We start from the raw sequence: 17,548 nt of genomic DNA on the forward strand, positions 1-17,548 counted from the left end.
TATGGGCATTGTATGGAAGCAGAAGGATAAAAGCGGATCATGCAGAATAGCTAAACCAGAATATTGAAACAGGAAGGAGTTAGAGTATAAAACTTCTGCTTACATCTGGCGGTGTCAAAAACAAAAGCATCCATGCCGCACTGGAAGACATGCTGGACAAGCCAATCGCCGACTGCAGTGCTCTGTGTATCCCCACTGGAATGTATGGACACCCCTGGGTTGGTCCCGGCGTCCAGGCCTGGAAGTTCATCACTTGAAAAGAAGAGAATCCTATGGTCAGCCTGGGCTGAAAATCCGTCGGCATACTGGAGCTCACAGCGCTGCCAAGCATTGACGAAGAACGGTGGATGCCGCTGGTCAGGGAGACAGACGTCCTGCTCGTGAGTGGAGGCGACGCCCTCTACCTGAGTTATTGGATGCAGCAGTCCGGACTGGCAGACCTCCTGCCCTCGCTGCGTTCAGTCTATGTGGGAATGAGCGCCGGAAGCATGGTAATGGCACCTCGTATCGGGGACTTCTTCGTCGGCTGGACTCCCCCAAACGGTAGTGATAAAACACTCCATCTCGTCGATTTTGCCATCTTCCCCCACCTGGATCACGGGATGCTCCCGCACAACACGATGGCTGCTGCTGAGAAATGGGCAGCCGGGATAGAGGGGCCGGCTTATGCGATTGATGATGAGACCGCCATAAAGGTGATTGGCGGCGTGCCAGAAGTTATCTCAGAAGGGCATTGGAAGCCATTCTTGTCATGATGCTGTTCTGTGCTGGTTTATTAAATGGTTTTTGTTTTCTCAGGTAAAGACCGAACGTGGGCATAATTTAACCAATAGGATAAATTAAGGGATGCTCAAATAAGTCATAGATGAAAAGCAGTCCGGTAACATTCGGACTGCTTGTTTGCGTTAAATCACATTTTTGGTAAAAACTGTTTAACTTTCGTTTATTTGTGGAACAAAGAAGTAGTTTGACCGATTATGGCGTTTTGTTTCTCATTCTTCACACCGTTAGATTCCCCGCAGACAGAGGACACGCCTGATTTTAAAGGAGTGAAACGTTTTGCCGGATATACTGGAAATGGAGGCGCGGCGGGCTGAACGGGAAGAGATCCGCAGGCGGATTGAATCTTTAAGGGACTACAGAGCGGATGTTGAGGAAGGGCTGGATGAGCTCGAAAAAGCAAAGAAAGGTCTTCATTATGTCAATGACCAGTATGCATCCGATTGGAAAGGCAAGGCTGCAGAAGCCTATAAAGAAGTGGCCGCCGAGCTTAAGCAGCTGGAGACGAATATGGACCAGGCGGGCAAAGAGACCGTGGATGAAATTGACAGGGAAATCAGCCGGCTGCTTCAGGAGTACAGTCAGGTATGACGGAGATCCTGATCAACGCAGATGACCTGCTGAACATGGCTCAGAAACTCGGCACGGCCAAAGGGTACGGTGAAGAAGCCAAACGCATTCTCGAAGGCGCTTCCGCTTATGTCAGCAACGGCGCCATTGAAAATGCTAAAATGGACGTAGAAAAGCATCTGAAAAGCTATGTGGAAAAGCTGGATAGCGGCCATCAAAACATCTTCATCGCCCGGGAGTCCATGCTCGGAACCGATCAGGATGCCTCCGGCCTTTTCAGCGAAAACCCTGGCGCCATCCCCCAATCGATTGAAAAGAACCCGCAGGCGATCATCGAATGGAAAAGAAACCATGTGCATGTGGAGGACGGGGAGCTGGTGAACCCGATGGGACACCGGGTGGCCAAAACCAAGCAGATTGAAAGTGCGGACCCTAAATTTCACGGCACCTATTACGTCTATAACAACGGCCAGATTGTCCGGGAGTATACAGATGATAAGGGGAAGCTGCAGGTCCAGCTCGCTGAAAAAATCCCAAAGGTTTTACCCAGTTCACCCTTAAAAGATTGGTCTGGTAAGAAATGGGTCGTGAAGAAAAAAAGCGTAAAGGAATTCAATAAAAAAGTTGAGGAAGGTTCCGTCATCTTAAACTTCCTCCCGGGAATTTCGGCGTATAAAGTAACATCTGAACTCATGACAGGGCGCCACATGCTCACCGGAGAAAAAATCGAAAACATCGAACAAAAACGGGAAATCGCCTCAGAAGCTGCGGACCTCCTCCCCGTAAGCTCCAACATAAAAGGAGGCGTCGAAGCAGCCACCGGCTTCAACCCCATCACGCAAAAAGAAGTAGACAGCATCACCAGGGGAGTCGGCGCCCTCGGCCTATTCGGAGGCTTCCTTATCAAAGGCGGCTCTAAGCTGGTTCGAAAAGGAGATGACTTGTGGGGTGTCTTGAATAAGGAGACGAAGAAGGTTGAGGGTAGGGGTAAAGGTACAGGTATCTCTGCAGCTGATGATATAATATCCAATATCCCTTCTAACGCTACGAAAAGAAATTTAACACCAACTGATAATATTAAAGAAGGTGTTGAATACAAATGGAATGATGGAGCAACATGGAGGGTCAGAATGCACAGTGAAGATTTGTCTGCTCCAATTGGTTCAAATGCAAATATGGGATGGACTATGAGAGTTCAAAGAGGTAAATGGTTTATGGATAGTCAAGGAAATTGGCATAAAAATAATTTGTTAAATAAAAACAGTCCATTCTTTAACGAAACAATCGCCAACCAAACCCATATTTCTATAAAAAGACCTTAGGAGGGTTGTATGACATATAATATTTATAATAAACTGACGACTTTGTTTAGGAACAATAACCATGATAAGCTGAGAGTATTATATGAACTGTGTGACATATTAGAGAGTTACGAATACAAGGATTACAATATTGAAAATTTAAATGAAATTTTAAACTTCCTTGTATCAAAAATACACACTGAGAATGATAGTAAGCTGAAAGACCAAATATCAGAAGCTATAAATTTAGTGTTTATGTACCAACAAGTTAATGAGTTTAACTTTGATAGTATTATTCTAGTCTTAGATAATTTAAGTGAATTTGCATTATCAAATTTGCTTGAAGTGTTGGGGCAATCAAATAACGCAAGTTATCTAAACTTGCTAGAGCAATATAAAAATCATAGTAATATTCTTGTCAGAGAAGCAGCGTATAACGCTATCAGTAATTTGTGTAGTACTATATAAAATAACAATAATAAAACCTTGAAAGGAATTAAACCTTTCAAGGTTTTTTTTTGGCGGTGGGGCTACCCAGTGACGAACAGTTCGTTTTTTATTTATATAATATGAGTTACCCTTGTAAGCGCTGTTGTTTGTAAGAATTATATAGTACGTACTACACCTTTAAAACGTTTGCCCTATTTATTCTTGTAGGGTGTCTTGAATAAGGAGACGAAGAATGGATTGTCAACACGAAACTAGACAGTTTTATAAGGTGTCCAAGTTTACACTCGATGGGGCTTATGTAGCCTAACGTTCTGTGAATTCGAATGTGATTAAACCAATGAACATAATCCTGATTCTCTTGTTAACTCTTAAAAACTGGTAAAATGACGACGCTTAACGAACTCTGTTTTAATGATTTTAAATGTTGCTTCAGCCACCGCATTATCATAAGGGCAGCCCTTCATACTTAAGGAGCGTTTGATTCCGAACGTCTCCAGAGCGTCGTCAATTAGCTTGTTTTCGAATTCACTGCCACGATCTGTATGGAAAAACTTGATCTTGCGGAGGTCCCTTTTGATCGGTGATAGAGCTCCGTGTAGCCTATCCAACCCTAGTGTATTTAGTGGAAAGACTGCAGATGAAATTGCTGGAATTTTAAAGAGTCAAGGTATTATGTTACTGTAAGAGCCTCTACTAAATCACGCTCAGGTGCACAAATAATTAAAGTCAATAATCCAGGAAGCGGTAGAAATATTACACAGCTACAAGTATCAACTGGTGGAGGCAGACATGGGGATAATCCTTATATAAAAATTAGTACAAGTGACCAAGGTATTATAAAAATTGTAGATGGAAAAAAGAATACTTATAAAACTGATGGAAAAGAAAATGCTACTATTATTTTTAATGGGAAGTGATATATCTGATTAATTTACAGGCACCTATTGTCCCTTGGGACGGAATGGGCGGAATGAAGCTATATAGCCACATCAATGAGTTTTATTCAATGATAGAACAATATGGTAAGCAACCGAAACTATTAGGAAAATATTTAATAAGGTATGAAATAGATAACTCATTAGATTTATGGTTTAATCTATTAAATGGTAAGTTATTTAAAATAACTGCAACAAGTAACTATAAGGGTACATTATTTAATAAAATTAGGGTAGGAATGCACATTGATGATGTTATAAAGCTAGAACCAAGTTTTGTATATGATGATTTTGAAGAAGTGTATTGTAGTTCTAAAGGAGTTTACCTTGAAACAGACCCCGTTGAACAAACAGTTTTGTGGATATCAGTATATATTAAAGAAATAGACAATCCAGATTTTGAGAGAGGAAATTGGTAGGAACACCTTATGAAACCTTGATTGGCTAAATGCCTTTCAAGGTTTTTTTGTTAGTGGGACTATACAGTGACGAATAGTTCGTTTTTTTATGATATGAGTAACCCTGGTAAGCCCTGAATTATGTTCGTAAGAATTATATAGTACGTACAACGCCATTAAAACGTATGCCCTATTTATTCTTGTAGCGCTTTCAACAAATACAATAAAAATGGTTGGAAAGGTATTGTAGCAGGGCAAACTATAGGTATAAAAGCAGGTGGACCGTGGCAAAATAGCAGGGGTCAATTATCTTCATATGATTTGACGTAAATAACAAATTATTAAATTAAACACTAGCCGATCAAAGATCTATTCATAGTTCGGAGGGTTCGATTTATTGCAGCTTACAACTTAAGTAACTTACAATACATAATATTTAATTGAGAAAGGAGTTGTAAAATAATGAGATTAGTTAATACCTATCTCTCAGACCATGAAATGAAGAGAGAAGATATTCAGGTGATTTGCAATATATTTAAGAAACAATATGAAGAAAATATAGAAGTAAGTAGTTATAAATATGATGATCGTAAATATTATGAAACTGATTTTGATATAATTGACATAGAATTTCTAAAGGAAAATATTTATATAGAAATTGATAAGTTAATTAAGATTCATGAAATAGTTATGCAATTAGTTGACCAAAATATAGAAATAATTGTAGCGAATGATGATACAGATACGGAAATCCAAGTTTTTGAAAAAAATTGTAACGATATATCAGGGTTTGGATTATTTATTACTTCAAGAAAAATTCAAGAACTTGAACCCTATTATACTTCTGATATTTGCAACGCATATTTGAATTTTGAGAATGTTAGTTTTGGTGTAATGTTTGAATAGATGAAGAGACGGTTTATTCCACGTTCGTTTGGAAATGAAAACCCTCTTAACTCTTACTCGCTTAACAAAAAATACTAAACAATATGTGATGGATGATTAATTGGATGAAATTTTTTATAGAAGAAATAATATGACCTAATGCTGGGAAATATGATGATCCGAACATAGGTTAACCTTCTAATCCTTGATTGGCCAAATGCCTTTCAAGGTTTTTTTCGTTATAATTTAAGTGGGAGAAAGAAAATATGATTTTAACTTTAAGGTATGAAAAACTAAATTCCTTATAATAACCTAGAGATCGTGTACACCTTTGAGATAAAAGGGTACTAACAAATCTCAAATTAGAAGAATATAGTCTACATTACTAATAAATATATATAAATTCAAATAGACTAAACCTTTATGGAGATTAACATCATTATTAGTTAAAGATGGTCAAAAAGCAATTATCAGATGGCATTCTCCAGATAAAAAGGCGGCTGAATTACTCCCTGATTCAGGATCAAGATGGACGGCTCAAATAAAAACAAATCATTAGGTATTGATGGTAAGTGGTATAGAAATCAAAGTTTAGATATCGTTCATATTCCAGTTAAAGGGAGATAGAAACAATGGAGTTAAGAGATTATGAAGTACTTCCAGATTTGATATCAGTGGATAAACTTGAATGTATGTATGAAGAAGTCCTTGAAGAGTTTAACCTGGGTAAAATGGGAAAGGTAAATTTTCTTAAAATATTGAACGAATTAACTGATCAGCAAGTGAGCTCAATGTAGATTTAAAATCTAAAATTGATCAGGAGCTTTATAAATTGTGGAATACTAATTCCTATGAAGAAGTGGATGTTACATTATCAATCGTTATAAATCTTGGTTTGGAAGAATGTTTTAATAAGATTAAAGTTTCATTAGAGAATGAAGACATGTCAAATGAGATCAAATTGGAAATAGAGGATGCAATAGAGGAGATTGATGATAATATCTCCAATCCATATTCTAACCTGGAGAAATAGTGTACACCCTGGAAGGTGTGGGATTTCTCCCAAGATGATACGTGAAGAAATATAAGATAATTACACATCACACCATGCTCAATGGTTTTATTGTAGGTGCAAATCCAGTTTCTAAGCCATAGGAGGAAAAATGAAAACGATAAAAATAGACTTAGAGTATCAGTGTTACCCAATGTGGATATATAATGAAAAAGGCGAGTTAATTGATAACAGTGTCGCTAATGAACTTGCAAACGAGACTTTGATAGTTAGAGCGTTAGATGAAATTCAAGAGGCGTATGATAACTTATTTGAGGATAACGAAGTGAATTTTGAATATAAGGGATTTGCTCAAGAACAAGAAAGAGAGCAATTTCTACGTTTAGTTAGCGAAACCGTAGATTCTATTAAGAGTAAATTAAGCAATGTTTACAGAGTTGAAAACAAAGTTAATCTTTGAAAGATTATTGATTACCTTGATTGGCTTCAGAATTTGCATTCCGAGGAGAGCTTAGAGGGAAAATTGCTGACAAATATCAAATGATTTATTTAAGGTTCAATTACATTTCTACTGGTCCGAAAAGGAGATGACTTGTGGGGTGTCTTGAATAAGGAGACGAAGAAGGTTGAGGGTAGGGGAAGGATACGGGTAAAATTCCAGGCATGCCACCTATCGTTCAGTCCCGAATAAATATAAGTAATGATGGATGGAAACATGTAAAAGATAGACATTTTTCAAACAAGAATGCTCCACGGTTCACAATCTCTCAGGATGAACTTTGAACATTGTTATCCAATAAAGAAATAGTAAAATCACCAGTTTCAAGAAGTATAGATAGTGCAGATGGACCTAGATATGTCAGAGAAATCACTTTGGATAAATTTAATGATTTTAAGCCTGCGTCTACAATGACTATTTTAGTTGATAGCAGTGGAATTTAGTGACAGTGACACCTGGGTAATTAAATAGTTAAAAAGGAAATGAAAAACGTGAAACTAATTGGTAGCAAAACGGAACAAGATATAAGAAAGCAACTTGTAAAATCTAATGAATTACTTTTCAAGAGTGAAGAGAATAAAAGATTGCTTGAAGTGATAAGAAGTTTATATCCTGAAATGAAAGTAGCTTATATTATTGATTGGATACCTGAGCAAGGTGAGGATATTTATAAGTTGTTAATTAATGAGAACATTATCTTGGAGATTGAATTAGATCGATATAATGCAGAAATTGATCCAATTATAGAATCTAAATCTATTACTCAATATTTACAAGGTCTAAGTAAGCAGAAACAAATTAAATTAGGAGTTGCTCGAGATTTAGCGAATAAATATTTGGATAATATGAATAGTTAGTTAATTTATAGTGAATACCTTGATTGACTCAATGCCTTTCAAGGTTTTTTTTGTGGGGGCAACCTTAACGAATAGTTCATTTTTTATACAGAGAATATGAGTAACCCCTGTAAGTCCTAAATGGTGTTATAACAAATTCCTTAGTACGTACAACACCTTTAAAACGTATCACCTAATTTGCATTTCGAGGAGAGCTTAGAGGGAAAATTTCTGACAAATATCAAATGATTCATTTAAGGTTCAATTACATTTCTACTGCTAAAAACTAAAGAGGAATTTTCAAATAGTCTTAATTATTTCCCTTGAACATCCGGTTCGAGGGTATTTTTAATATCGTAGTTAAACAAATCATCGTTGACTTCCTCCCCTTAAGCTCCAACATTAAAGGAGGCATTGAAGCAGCCACCGGCTTAAATCCAGTCACACAAAAAGAAGTAGACAGCATCACCAGGGGAGTCGGCGCTCTCGGCCTATTCGGCGGCTTCGTTGTCAAAGGCGGCTCAAAGCTGATCCGAAAAGGAGATGACTTGTGGGGTGTCTTAAATTAGGAGACGAAGAAGGTTGAGGGTAGAAGAATTTTGCTTCTAGAGATTTACTAGAGTCTCATTTTGAAAAACTTGCAGTTAAAAACAATGAATTCCATGGAGCTTATAATGATTCAGATCAATATATGCAAGGTGCTCGGGATGTTATGAGCAGTGGCACAAAAGTAGGATATCAATATAAAGGTGAAACTCGAACAGGTTACGTGAAGTTTATGGGTAACACTCGTAAGGGGGAAGCAAAATTTGAGTTTGTAGGAACAAATGCCAATGGTAATGTTACAACGTATCATGTAAAACGCGTTGAGGATTTATGGAAAATGCTAAATAACAATAAACGGGATAAAACAATTAACCCTATGGAATAAGGAGGTAATCTTTCATGGAATATACTGCAAAATTAATTGAATTAAGTCCTTTAATTGAAGAAGAAGCTGTACTTGAAATTAATGGACAAAGATTAGTTGCTTTTATCAATCACTGTCCTTTTGAGATAATTCAAGGAGGACAGTACCAAGTTGAAATGGAATTGGCTATACTTGATGATTTCGTAATTTCTAAGAATGGTTCAGATGAAAAAGGTATTGAACAGATAGGAGATAGTTTTTCGTATTCTATTAGAGGTACCTTGAATATTGATAATGGTACTATAGACGCAGGCATATTATTTAAGGTAGATAGTGAATTGCTTTTCGACTATGGATATCTTCATAATCAAAATGTACAAATTCTGGTGGATAGATTAAGCGTTGATTTTATTGAGTGATATGTTGAACCTTGATTGGCTTAGTGCCTTTCAAGGTTTTTTACATTAAATTATATTAAATCATCTGATATTTGAGTGAGACAATGAGAAAATGTTTTGTTTGAGAATTGAGAGCTCTTACAATTTATGTAACGGGAGGGTGAAAAGTTGAACGTTGTTGGGTATATACGAGTCTCCACTCAAGGGCAAGCAAGAGATGGATATAGTTGAAATATCAAGAAGATGAAATTAAAGCATATTATAAAGAGCATGGATTGAAGTTGATACATATTTTTAGAGACGAAGGAATTAGTGGCGCAAAACTAAATGAAGAAGCATTCGAAATAGACAGGGTGGGCTTTCAGGAGATGTTGGCTCACTTTCGTCTGTCCAGATTGATTATGTGGTAGTGCTGAACACAAGCTGATTATATCTGTCATATATTGTCAATTTACTGATGCAACGAGAGCTAAAGAAATATTGCTGTGATATTAAAAGCATTGAACAGCCATTTTACAGTATTCACAAAAAAGACCCAAACGATTTTTTGGTCAAAGGCTTAATGGAGTTATTAGACCAATATCAACGGCTTGAAATTGTCCTCAAACGATTGACTCAATGCCTTTCAAGTTTTTTTTGGCAACCCAGTAACAAATAGTGCATTTTTTATACAGAGAATATGAGTAACCCCTGTAAGCCCTATATGGTGTTATAACAAATCCCTTATTACGTACAACACCTTTAAAACGTATGCCCTATTTACTTTTAATTTGGTTAAGCAAATAACCATCATATCATCAGTTACCATCATTTCTATTCTCCAAAGCCATTTCTTCGCTTTCTCACAGCCTTTTAAATTTTTTCGCAGCTTTTACGTACATATAACGATTACTATTCCAAAAGGACTACTCCACCTGGATTAATTCCTGAATGTCGATGTCTAACACTTTGCATCCCGTTTCTAATGTTGAGAGGTAAACTCTGTTCACATCTTTCCCCACCTGGATCGCCCTCTGAATATTTAGCGTCCCCAATCTCGAGAGTCCATAGAGTTGTGCAGCTCATTTCCTAAGCAAACAAAAAGAGAACGCTTTTCAGCGTCCTCTATAGTAGCTTGGTTTCTTAACCTTAAAGACCTACTTGGTCAGCCCCGTACGTAGCTTCTTCTGAGGTAAATCCTTCAAATTCTAGTTGTTCAATCAAACTACTCCTTGAGAATGAAGAATAGTCGAGATAATCTTTTGCTTTTTTACCAGCCTGTTCCTTCCAATCTACTTCAATGCTATCGACAGCAAAAGCTGCCTCGTCAGCAGGGAATCCTTCAAACGTTAATTGTTCAACAAGTCCACTTTTAGAAAATGCAGAAAAGTCAAGGTAATCATTTGCCTTTTGTATTGCATTTTGTTGGGAAACAGATATTTCAGGTTCTTCCGAAACTGGTTCTTCCTTTTTAACTTCTTCAACAGGCTCTTCTACTGCTTTCTCAACTACCTCACCGTCACCGTTCATATCCTCACCAGTAAGTGCTTCAGCTTGATCAGATAGTTCCACTACTTCCTCAGCTTTTTCATTAGCTTCCTCTAGTTTTTCCAGTGGTTCAGTATCAGGTTCTGCAACAGTTTCTTCAGTAGGTTGATTAGCAATAACGATAATGAAAATAACAGCAATTAACCATACCCACCATTTTTTGTAGAATGGTTTTTTTACTTTTTCTTTAGGCATTTATACTTCCCCCGCATATAGTATATATTTACTGCAACGAAGATGATTGTAACACATATGTAAATATACTGAAATATTTTTGTAAGATAAAAACAATAAATTCTCCTACAGCTTATCGTTTACTATCAATCCAAGAAAGGATATGAGGATGGTTACTGTCCTCTCAGGTCTTTAGGATCTTTAACACTTTTTGGGAGTAGGCTTTCTAGGATCGAAATCTCGTAGATTGTACGAAGACTATTCTTGGTTTTGAAAAGCGAATAAACACCATTCACAACATCCTTTTTAAAATAACGAAGGAAATCGCTGGCGAATGCCCTTTTACCAGCAAGATGTGGAGGGCGCAGAAGATCATTAAAAGAAAAAAGCAAGCTTCCTATAAGGAAACTTGCTTTTTGGAGCTAGGAGCGGCCGCTTGATGTTCCGTCCCTCTTGTATTGGTCAGATGTTATGTACCTGTGTGCTTATTCATCCCTGCGAGATCTTTATCTTTTTAATAAGCTTAACAATTGCCTCATCATTTCCCGTACCAATCGACACGGTTTTTGTGTTGCTGATTAGATCCTGATAAAATTGTTCACCGGCAGGGTACTGCCCATCCCAGCGCAATGGAACATTATAGACATTGACCGTTCCGTCTCCATTCCCGCTGTAAGTGACGGATCCGTCTACTAATCGGGAGCCTGCTAACTGAATCACATCCTCTGGATAGCCAGCACTGGTTTCATCATCAGGATTAAGCGGTGTTCCAGCTGGAATCAGGCGAACATTTAATTCGTCAATCTCCTGATTCGGCCCAAGCTGCAGCCAGACTCTTGCATATTCAACTTCTTCAGAAGAATAATCAGCCAAAAGATCTTCTTCACTTTCAGCTGCATTGGCTGCCTCCTCAGGCTTCGTTTCATCCTCTTTTTCAACTGTGCTGCTTACTTCTTCCTTTTTTGTTTCTCCTGAAGTTTCCTCGGTGGGCATTGATTCTTCTTCTTCTTCTTTTACGGTGTCTGTTTCAGAAGCAGTATTTTCATTTTCAGATTGAGGAGCCGTTTCATTCTCTGGAGATTTTGGTTTTGCTGCTTCCTTCTGATCACTTTGACAAGCTGTGAGCAAGAGAAGGAGTAAAAATAGAGCGGAATAAGAATACTTTTTTGTGTGTTTCTTCAATTGAATAGTTCCTTTCTAGTAGAAGTATTTTTTATTCAGATTTGGATAAATCTTCTTAATTAATTCTACGCTATTATATTAGGATTGTAAAAAGAGAAATCAAAATACTTGTCATTATTTTTAAATTCAGAAAAACAAATTACCAGCAATACGGACAGGTTACCTTGCGGGTGCGTTTCAACTCTCTCTTTAGTAAGTTATAATGGGGACAGAAAAAATGACGGTTTTAGGAGGCTGCTATGAAAAAGAACATCCATGTAGTAGGCGCAGTAATCATTGAAGACGGCAAGATCCTCTGTGCCCAGCGGGGAGACGGGAAGGCGCTTCCTCTAAAATGGGAATTCCCTGGTGGGAAAATTGAAGAGGGAGAAACGCCTCAGGAAGCGCTGCGCCGGGAGATTGAAGAAGAGATGCTTTGCAAGGTGGAAATCGGAGAAAAAATTGAAACAACGGTTTATGAATATGACTTCGGGATTGTCCACCTCACTACATATTACTGCCAGCTGAAGGAAGGCAAACCGGTTTTAACCGAGCATGCGGCAATGAAGTGGCTAGTGCCGAGTGAGCTGTACACACTAGATTGGGCTCCAGCCGATATTCCTGCTATTGAAAAAATCTCAAAAGAATTTGTTGCAAATTAGTAGAGAGCTACTCACAAATTGTGGGTAGCTTTTTATTATTCTCCTAAATTTGCAGGATCTACCAAATTATCTTACAATTAAAGAATACTTGGTAAATAAGGGGATATTATGTCAAATTTAGTTGAGAAATTAAAGACTTCCTTACATAAAGGATTTATTGATAAACAAACAGTCTCAGGTCATTTTCGGCCTGAATTATTGGTAAATAACACCCGAAAAAACGAAAATGTTTTAAACGCTGTACTTGAGGAATTGGAGAAAAGCATCGACTTTATTTTTTCCGTAGCGTTTATTACAGAGAGTGGTTTAGCCACATTAAAATCTCATTTGCTAGATTTAAAGCACAAGGGAATTCGTGGACGAATTTTGACATCTACCTTTCTAAACTTTAACCAACCGAAGGTATTTAAAGAGCTACTGAAGCTAGAAAATGTAGAAGTGCGTACAACCGATATAAAAGGTTTCCACTCTAAGGGATATATTTTCAAACACGCTACGCATTATTCACTTATCGTAGGCAGCTCGAACTTAACAGCTCATGCCCTAAAGGTCAATTATGAGTGGAATGTGAAGCTCACTTCTCATGAAGATGGGGAGATCATCCATCATTTTAAAAATCAGTTTGAAGAAGTGTGGGAGAATGCACATCTTCTTACTCCAGATTGGATAGAAGTATACGAAAAGTCATACATCCCTCTAGCACAGCCGAATGAAATCAATCAATTAGTTGAAATGCCCGCTCCGTATGAAACGAATGCTTTGAAGGAAGCTTTAAAGATTGTCCCAAATAAAATGCAGGAAGCAGCCTTATCGCAAATTGCTGCTGTGAGAGAGAACGGAAAAGATAAAGGCATTATTATCTCTGCAACCGGGACAGGAAAAACCTATTTATCAGCGTTTGATGTACGCCGTTGTGCTCCAAAGAGAATGCTCTTTATCGTACACCGGGAACAAATTCTTTCGAAGGCGAAAGCCGATTTTCTAAAGGTCCTTGGAGGGATTGAATCTGATTTTGGTATTTACTCAGGTAATAACAAACAGACTCAAGCGAAGTATCTGTTTGCGACAATTCAAACCATTTCAAAAGAGGCAAATCTTAATCAATTTGATCCGAGAGAATTTGATTATATTTTAATTGATGAAGTGCATAAAGCTGGGGCAACCTCTTACCGTCGAGTTATCGACTATTTTCAACCTAAGTTTATGATGGGGATGACGGCTACACCTGAACGGACAGATGATTTTAATATTTATCAGCTGTTTGATTACAACATAGCCTACGAAATACGCTTACAGGAAGCATTAGAGGAAGAAATGCTTTGTCCTTTTCATTATTTTGGTGTCACCGACATGGTTTATAATGGGCAGCTATTAGATGAAGAGGTCTCTTTCTCAAAATTGGTTGATACAGAAAGAGTGGATCATATTGTCGAGAAGCTCAACTACTATGGACACTCTGGGGAAACGGTTAAGGGGTTGATCTTTTGTAGTAGGAAAGATGAGGCAACGAAGCTTTCCAATGAATTAAACAATAGAGGGTTACGTACTGTTTCCTTAACGGGAGACGACTCGCAGGATGTAAGAATTCTTGCAGTAAACCAGCTGGAAAATGGAGCTTTAGATTATGTTCTAACAGTTGATATTTTCAACGAGGGCATTGACATTCCTTGCGTCAATCAAGTGGTGATGCTTAGGCAAACCCAATCCAGCATCATTTTTATTCAACAGCTAGGAAGAGGTCTTCGTAAACACCTCTCCAAAGAGTATGTAACCATTATTGATTTTATCGGTAACTATAAAAACAACTATTTAATTCCTGTCGCCTTATCAGGGGACAAATCACAAAACAAAGACAACATCCGCCGACATGTGAAGGATACAAGCTATATTAAAGGCGTATCAACAATCAATTTTGAAGAAATTGCTAAGAAGCAAATATTTAAGGCAATTACGAACAGTAAATTAACATCTTTGAAAGTGTTAAAAGAGGCTTATACGGAGCTGAAAAATCGCATCGGAAGAATTCCAGATCTTTATGACTTTATCCAGCATAACTCCATAGATCCAGTCGTAATCGTGGAGGAGCATTTCAATTACTATCAGTTTTTACAGAAAATGAAAGCGGATGTTCCGGCTATTACCGATTATGAAAGCAAGGTCCTCACGATGCTCTCGTTAGAGGTATTGAATGGACAACGACTGCATGAAATTGTTTTACTAGACCTTTTGATGAAGCAAGATAAAGTAAGTGTTCAGCTATTCACTGAAAAATTGCTTGATCTTAATTGTCAAATGAGTGCTGAGACCCTTACCTCTGTTCGTCGAGTATTCGATCTTTCCTTTTTTACACAAGTTAGCCGAAAAAAATACGGAGAGCTACCAATTGTTGAATCAGAAGGAACAGACTTTGCTTTTAGCCAGCTGGTGAAGGATCGGCTTTCAACCAACTCCTATTTTAGAAGAATGGTTGAAGATCTTATAAAAAGTGCCAAGGTTAAGACAAAATCCTTTAAATGCGATCAGCTGCTAACCATTAATCAGAAGTATTCGCGAAAGGATGTCTGTAAGCTCCTCAATTGGGAAAATGACGAAAGCTCAACGGTATATGGATACAAAACAAAGCACCAAACATGCCCCATTTTCATTACGTATCATAAGAAAAGTGAAGTAGAAGAAAGCATAAATTATGGAGACGAATTTTTAAGTCAGGATCTACTAAAATGGTTTACGAGAAGTAATCGAACACTTGAATCAAAAGAAGTAAAGGAGATTATCCAAGCTGATGAAGCCAACATTGATCTTCATATCTTTGTGAAAAAGGAAGATGGAGAAGGTAGTGATTTTTATTACTTAGGCAAGGCACACCCCGATAAGGAAAACATTAACCAAAGCAAGATGATTGCTAATGGAAAAGAGCTTCCGGTTGTTCATGTTCATATGGTGATGGAGCAGCCGATCGATTATAAGATCTATCAATACCTAGTGAATGGGGAAGAGCTGATAAATTAATTAGGGTTGGACAAAGAAAATTTAACGTACATGAAGTAGGGCGACAACCGTAAAAAAACAGACTTCCTAAAACAGAGAGTCTGTTTTTTTATGGGCTAGTGGCTAGTCCTCTTTAACCTTCTCCCCAATCCTCCCAATCGACGCCACATCCTCCTCCGTCAGTAAACTCAAAAAATGTTCTTTAATCGCTGCTGATACAACGGGTCTGGCTTCATCCAACGCTGTTTTTCCGTCAGCTGTAAGGATGACCTGTACCCCGCGGTCTGTGTCTGCTGGTTTTCTGCGGACGAGTCCGCGTTTTTCCATGCGGGTGAGGTGGTGGGATAGCCTGCTTTTGTCCCAGTCCATAGAGTCTGCGAGTTCCTGCTGGCGAAGCTCTCCATTGCCGAATTGATCGAGCCGGTCGAGGATGCCGAAGTCTCCTTCAGAGAGCCCGGTTTTGTCGGTGAGGTCTTTGATGACGCGGCCGAAGATGGTCTTGTAGGACCCTTTCCACATGTGCCATATATTCATTTCTTCTTGACTGATCAGATTCTTTTTCATGAGTATAGTTTATCACGGTTGACGTATCAACCTCAAGAGGCTACAATGTGTTTAGGTTGACGTATCAACCTAATAGGGATGGGGGATGATTATGTGTTGAACTACGTAAAGCTTGGCCGGTCGGGATTGGATGTTTCGCAGCTGTGTCTTGGATGTATGGGCTTTGGTGTGCCTGAACGGGGAAATGCACCGTGGTCGCTGAAGGAAGAGGATAGCCGGCCGATCATTCAGAAAGCACTGGATCTGGGGATTAATTTTTTCAGTACGGCGAATATGTATTCAGATGGAACGAGTGAGGAGATTGTTGGGAGGGCATTGAAGGATCTCGCGCGGCGGGATGAAGTGGTGGTGGCAACGAAGGTTTTCGTTCCAATGCGGAAGGGGCCGAACGGAATGGGGCTCTCCCGCAAAGCGATCATGACCGAGATTGACAACAGCCTGCGCAGGCTCGGGATGGATTATGTGGACCTTTACCAGATTCACCGCTGGGATCCTCATACACCGATTGAAGAAACGATGGAAGCCCTGCATGATTTAGTGAAAGCAGGGAAGGTGCGGTACATAGGCGCATCCTCCATGCTTGCCTGGCAATTCCTGAAAGCCCAGCATGCGGCAGACCGAAACGGCTGGACAAAGTTCATTTCGATGGAAAACAGGCTGAACCTGCTTTACAGAGAAGAAGAGAGGGAGATGCTGCCGCTTTGCAAAGAAGAAGGCATCGGAGTCACACCCTATCTCCCATTAGCAGCCGGCCGCCTGACAAGAGACTGGGATGAGCAGACGGCAAGGTCAGAAAGAGATCAGATTGCAAAGGGACTATTTGCTAAATCCGAGGAAGCAGACCGGAAAGTAGCAGAGAGAGTAGCGGAAGTGGCAGCTGCACGAGAAATCCCGCGTGCTCAAGTTGCACTGGCCTGGCTGCTGCAGAAGGAGGAAGTCACAGCTCCGATTATTGGAGCGACAAAGTTGGGTCATCTTGAGGATGCAGTGGAGGCCCTGTCAGTAAGATTGACGGATGAAGAGATTAGGAGTTTGGAAGAGTTGTATGTGCCGCATGGGCTGGTGTGATTAAAGCTTTTAATTCAAAAGAAGAATGGAACGCTGGTGCAGCGTTCTTTTTATTTGTTCTGAATGGTAGTTTTTGTAGCGGGAACATGAGGCAGTTCAGTCCAGAATTGTATTATGCAACGCTACAGAATATAATGTATATACAGATGTGGATACGGAAATAGTAGGAGGAGTGAGGTCTGTGTGCGATTGGGACAGAGGAAATATCTAGCATATATTTCAGCATGACATTTCACCACAGGAAGCAGAAGAAGCTTTTTACGATCTGGACCGGAGCATACATCATGCACATAGTGGAAATAGAAAAATTATTGGCATGACAGAAGTTGGGCGGTTACTGGCCATCATTTATACAAAGCGTGAGAAAAAGATTAGACCTAATACAGGATGGGATGCAACGAAAACAGAACGAAAATCATACAATAGGAAA

The 17,548-nt window shown here is 38.9% G+C and carries 18 protein-coding genes and 3 pseudogenes; 17 read left to right on the top strand and 4 right to left on the bottom strand.

Going from position 1 to position 17,548, the window contains the following annotated elements; genetic code table 11:
* The first annotated feature begins 86 nt into the window (after positions 1-86).
* From ACQCVE_RS12995 to ACQCVE_RS13010, 4 genes and pseudogenes are all read left to right on the top strand, one after another.
* Positions 87-755, top strand: a pseudogene (locus ACQCVE_RS12995) (Type 1 glutamine amidotransferase-like domain-containing protein).
* A 304-nt stretch (positions 756-1,059) separates the two neighbouring features.
* Positions 1,060-1,371 carry a WXG100 family type VII secretion target gene (locus ACQCVE_RS13000; RefSeq protein ID WP_426844845.1) on the top strand — a complete coding sequence of 104 codons (312 nt, stop codon included), beginning with the start codon at positions 1,060-1,062 and terminating at the stop codon, positions 1,369-1,371.
* Positions 1,368-2,672 (top strand): polymorphic toxin type 30 domain-containing protein, encoded by a 1,305-nt coding sequence (locus tag ACQCVE_RS13005; protein WP_426863065.1) that lies wholly within the window; start codon positions 1,368-1,370, stop codon positions 2,670-2,672. The genes ACQCVE_RS13000 and ACQCVE_RS13005 overlap by 4 nt, the downstream gene beginning before the upstream one ends.
* A gap of 9 nt (positions 2,673-2,681) precedes the next feature.
* Positions 2,682-3,119, top strand: coding sequence for a hypothetical protein (locus tag ACQCVE_RS13010; protein WP_426863066.1), 438 nt, complete (start codon positions 2,682-2,684; stop codon positions 3,117-3,119).
* Between the two features lie 265 nt (positions 3,120-3,384).
* Here ACQCVE_RS13010 and ACQCVE_RS13015 read toward each other — a convergent pair.
* Positions 3,385-3,691: pseudogene (locus tag ACQCVE_RS13015) on the bottom strand (IS3 family transposase); the annotation flags it as partial.
* Positions 3,692-4,107: 416 nt separating this feature from the next.
* Between ACQCVE_RS13015 and ACQCVE_RS13020 the strand changes: the two are divergent.
* From ACQCVE_RS13020 to ACQCVE_RS13065, 10 genes and pseudogenes are all read left to right on the top strand, one after another.
* Positions 4,108-4,455 carry a hypothetical protein gene (locus ACQCVE_RS13020; protein WP_426844842.1) on the top strand — a complete coding sequence of 116 codons (348 nt, stop codon included), beginning with the start codon at positions 4,108-4,110 and terminating at the stop codon, positions 4,453-4,455.
* A 441-nt stretch (positions 4,456-4,896) separates the two neighbouring features.
* A complete protein-coding gene (locus ACQCVE_RS13025) occupies positions 4,897-5,340 on the top strand; it encodes a hypothetical protein (protein WP_426863067.1) in 444 nt (147 codons plus the stop codon).
* 611 nt (positions 5,341-5,951) lie between these two features.
* Positions 5,952-6,116: a hypothetical protein gene (locus ACQCVE_RS13030; protein ID WP_426844840.1), complete on the top strand. Its 165-nt coding sequence runs from the start codon at positions 5,952-5,954 to the stop codon at positions 6,114-6,116.
* Between the two features lie 35 nt (positions 6,117-6,151).
* Positions 6,152-6,352, top strand: coding sequence for a hypothetical protein (locus ACQCVE_RS13035; RefSeq protein ID WP_426844839.1), 201 nt, complete (start codon positions 6,152-6,154; stop codon positions 6,350-6,352).
* A gap of 130 nt (positions 6,353-6,482) precedes the next feature.
* The gene (locus ACQCVE_RS13040) at positions 6,483-6,791 is read left to right on the top strand and encodes a hypothetical protein (protein ID WP_426863068.1); all 309 of its coding nucleotides are present in this window, start codon (positions 6,483-6,485) and stop codon (positions 6,789-6,791) included.
* Between the two features lie 530 nt (positions 6,792-7,321).
* Positions 7,322-7,687 (top strand): hypothetical protein, encoded by a 366-nt coding sequence (locus ACQCVE_RS13045; protein ID WP_426863069.1) that lies wholly within the window; start codon positions 7,322-7,324, stop codon positions 7,685-7,687.
* A 302-nt stretch (positions 7,688-7,989) separates the two neighbouring features.
* Positions 7,990-8,235 (top strand): pre-toxin TG domain-containing protein, encoded by a 246-nt coding sequence (locus ACQCVE_RS13050; RefSeq protein WP_426863070.1) that lies wholly within the window; start codon positions 7,990-7,992, stop codon positions 8,233-8,235.
* Between the two features lie 143 nt (positions 8,236-8,378).
* Positions 8,379-8,597: a hypothetical protein gene (locus ACQCVE_RS13055; protein WP_426844835.1), complete on the top strand. Its 219-nt coding sequence runs from the start codon at positions 8,379-8,381 to the stop codon at positions 8,595-8,597.
* A gap of 14 nt (positions 8,598-8,611) precedes the next feature.
* Entirely contained in the window at positions 8,612-8,995 is a 384-nt protein-coding gene (locus ACQCVE_RS13060) for a hypothetical protein (RefSeq protein ID WP_426863071.1), read from the top strand.
* Between the two features lie 147 nt (positions 8,996-9,142).
* Positions 9,143-9,581, top strand: a pseudogene (locus tag ACQCVE_RS13065) (recombinase family protein); the annotation flags it as partial.
* Positions 9,582-10,102: 521 nt separating this feature from the next.
* On the opposite strand, the gene ACQCVE_RS13070 reads toward ACQCVE_RS13065, so the two are convergent.
* Positions 10,103-10,696 carry an Ltp family lipoprotein gene (locus ACQCVE_RS13070; protein ID WP_426863072.1) on the bottom strand — a complete coding sequence of 198 codons (594 nt, stop codon included), beginning with the start codon at positions 10,694-10,696 and terminating at the stop codon, positions 10,103-10,105.
* A 468-nt stretch (positions 10,697-11,164) separates the two neighbouring features.
* Positions 11,165-11,857 (bottom strand): hypothetical protein, encoded by a 693-nt coding sequence (locus ACQCVE_RS13075; protein WP_426863073.1) that lies wholly within the window; start codon positions 11,855-11,857, stop codon positions 11,165-11,167.
* A gap of 239 nt (positions 11,858-12,096) precedes the next feature.
* On the opposite strand from ACQCVE_RS13075, the gene ACQCVE_RS13080 reads away from it, so the two are divergent.
* Both ACQCVE_RS13080 and ACQCVE_RS13085 read left to right on the top strand, forming a co-directional pair.
* Positions 12,097-12,498 carry a (deoxy)nucleoside triphosphate pyrophosphohydrolase gene (locus ACQCVE_RS13080; protein ID WP_426863074.1) on the top strand — a complete coding sequence of 134 codons (402 nt, stop codon included), beginning with the start codon at positions 12,097-12,099 and terminating at the stop codon, positions 12,496-12,498.
* Positions 12,499-12,606: 108 nt separating this feature from the next.
* Positions 12,607-15,507: a DUF3427 domain-containing protein gene (locus tag ACQCVE_RS13085; RefSeq protein ID WP_426863075.1), complete on the top strand. Its 2,901-nt coding sequence runs from the start codon at positions 12,607-12,609 to the stop codon at positions 15,505-15,507.
* A gap of 102 nt (positions 15,508-15,609) precedes the next feature.
* On the opposite strand, the gene ACQCVE_RS13090 is transcribed toward ACQCVE_RS13085, so the two are convergent.
* Positions 15,610-16,050, bottom strand: coding sequence for a MarR family winged helix-turn-helix transcriptional regulator (locus tag ACQCVE_RS13090; RefSeq protein ID WP_426863076.1), 441 nt, complete (start codon positions 16,048-16,050; stop codon positions 15,610-15,612).
* A 96-nt stretch (positions 16,051-16,146) separates the two neighbouring features.
* Here ACQCVE_RS13090 and ACQCVE_RS13095 point away from each other — a divergent pair, with 96 nt between their 5' ends.
* Entirely contained in the window at positions 16,147-17,118 is a 972-nt protein-coding gene (locus ACQCVE_RS13095; protein WP_426863094.1) for an aldo/keto reductase, read from the top strand.
* The last annotated feature ends 430 nt before the right edge of the window (positions 17,119-17,548 follow it).

Origin of the sequence: Metabacillus sp. 113a (assembly GCF_050107635.1) — a bacterium.
In the GTDB taxonomy this organism is placed as follows: Bacteria; Bacillota; Bacilli; order Bacillales; family Bacillaceae; genus Metabacillus_B.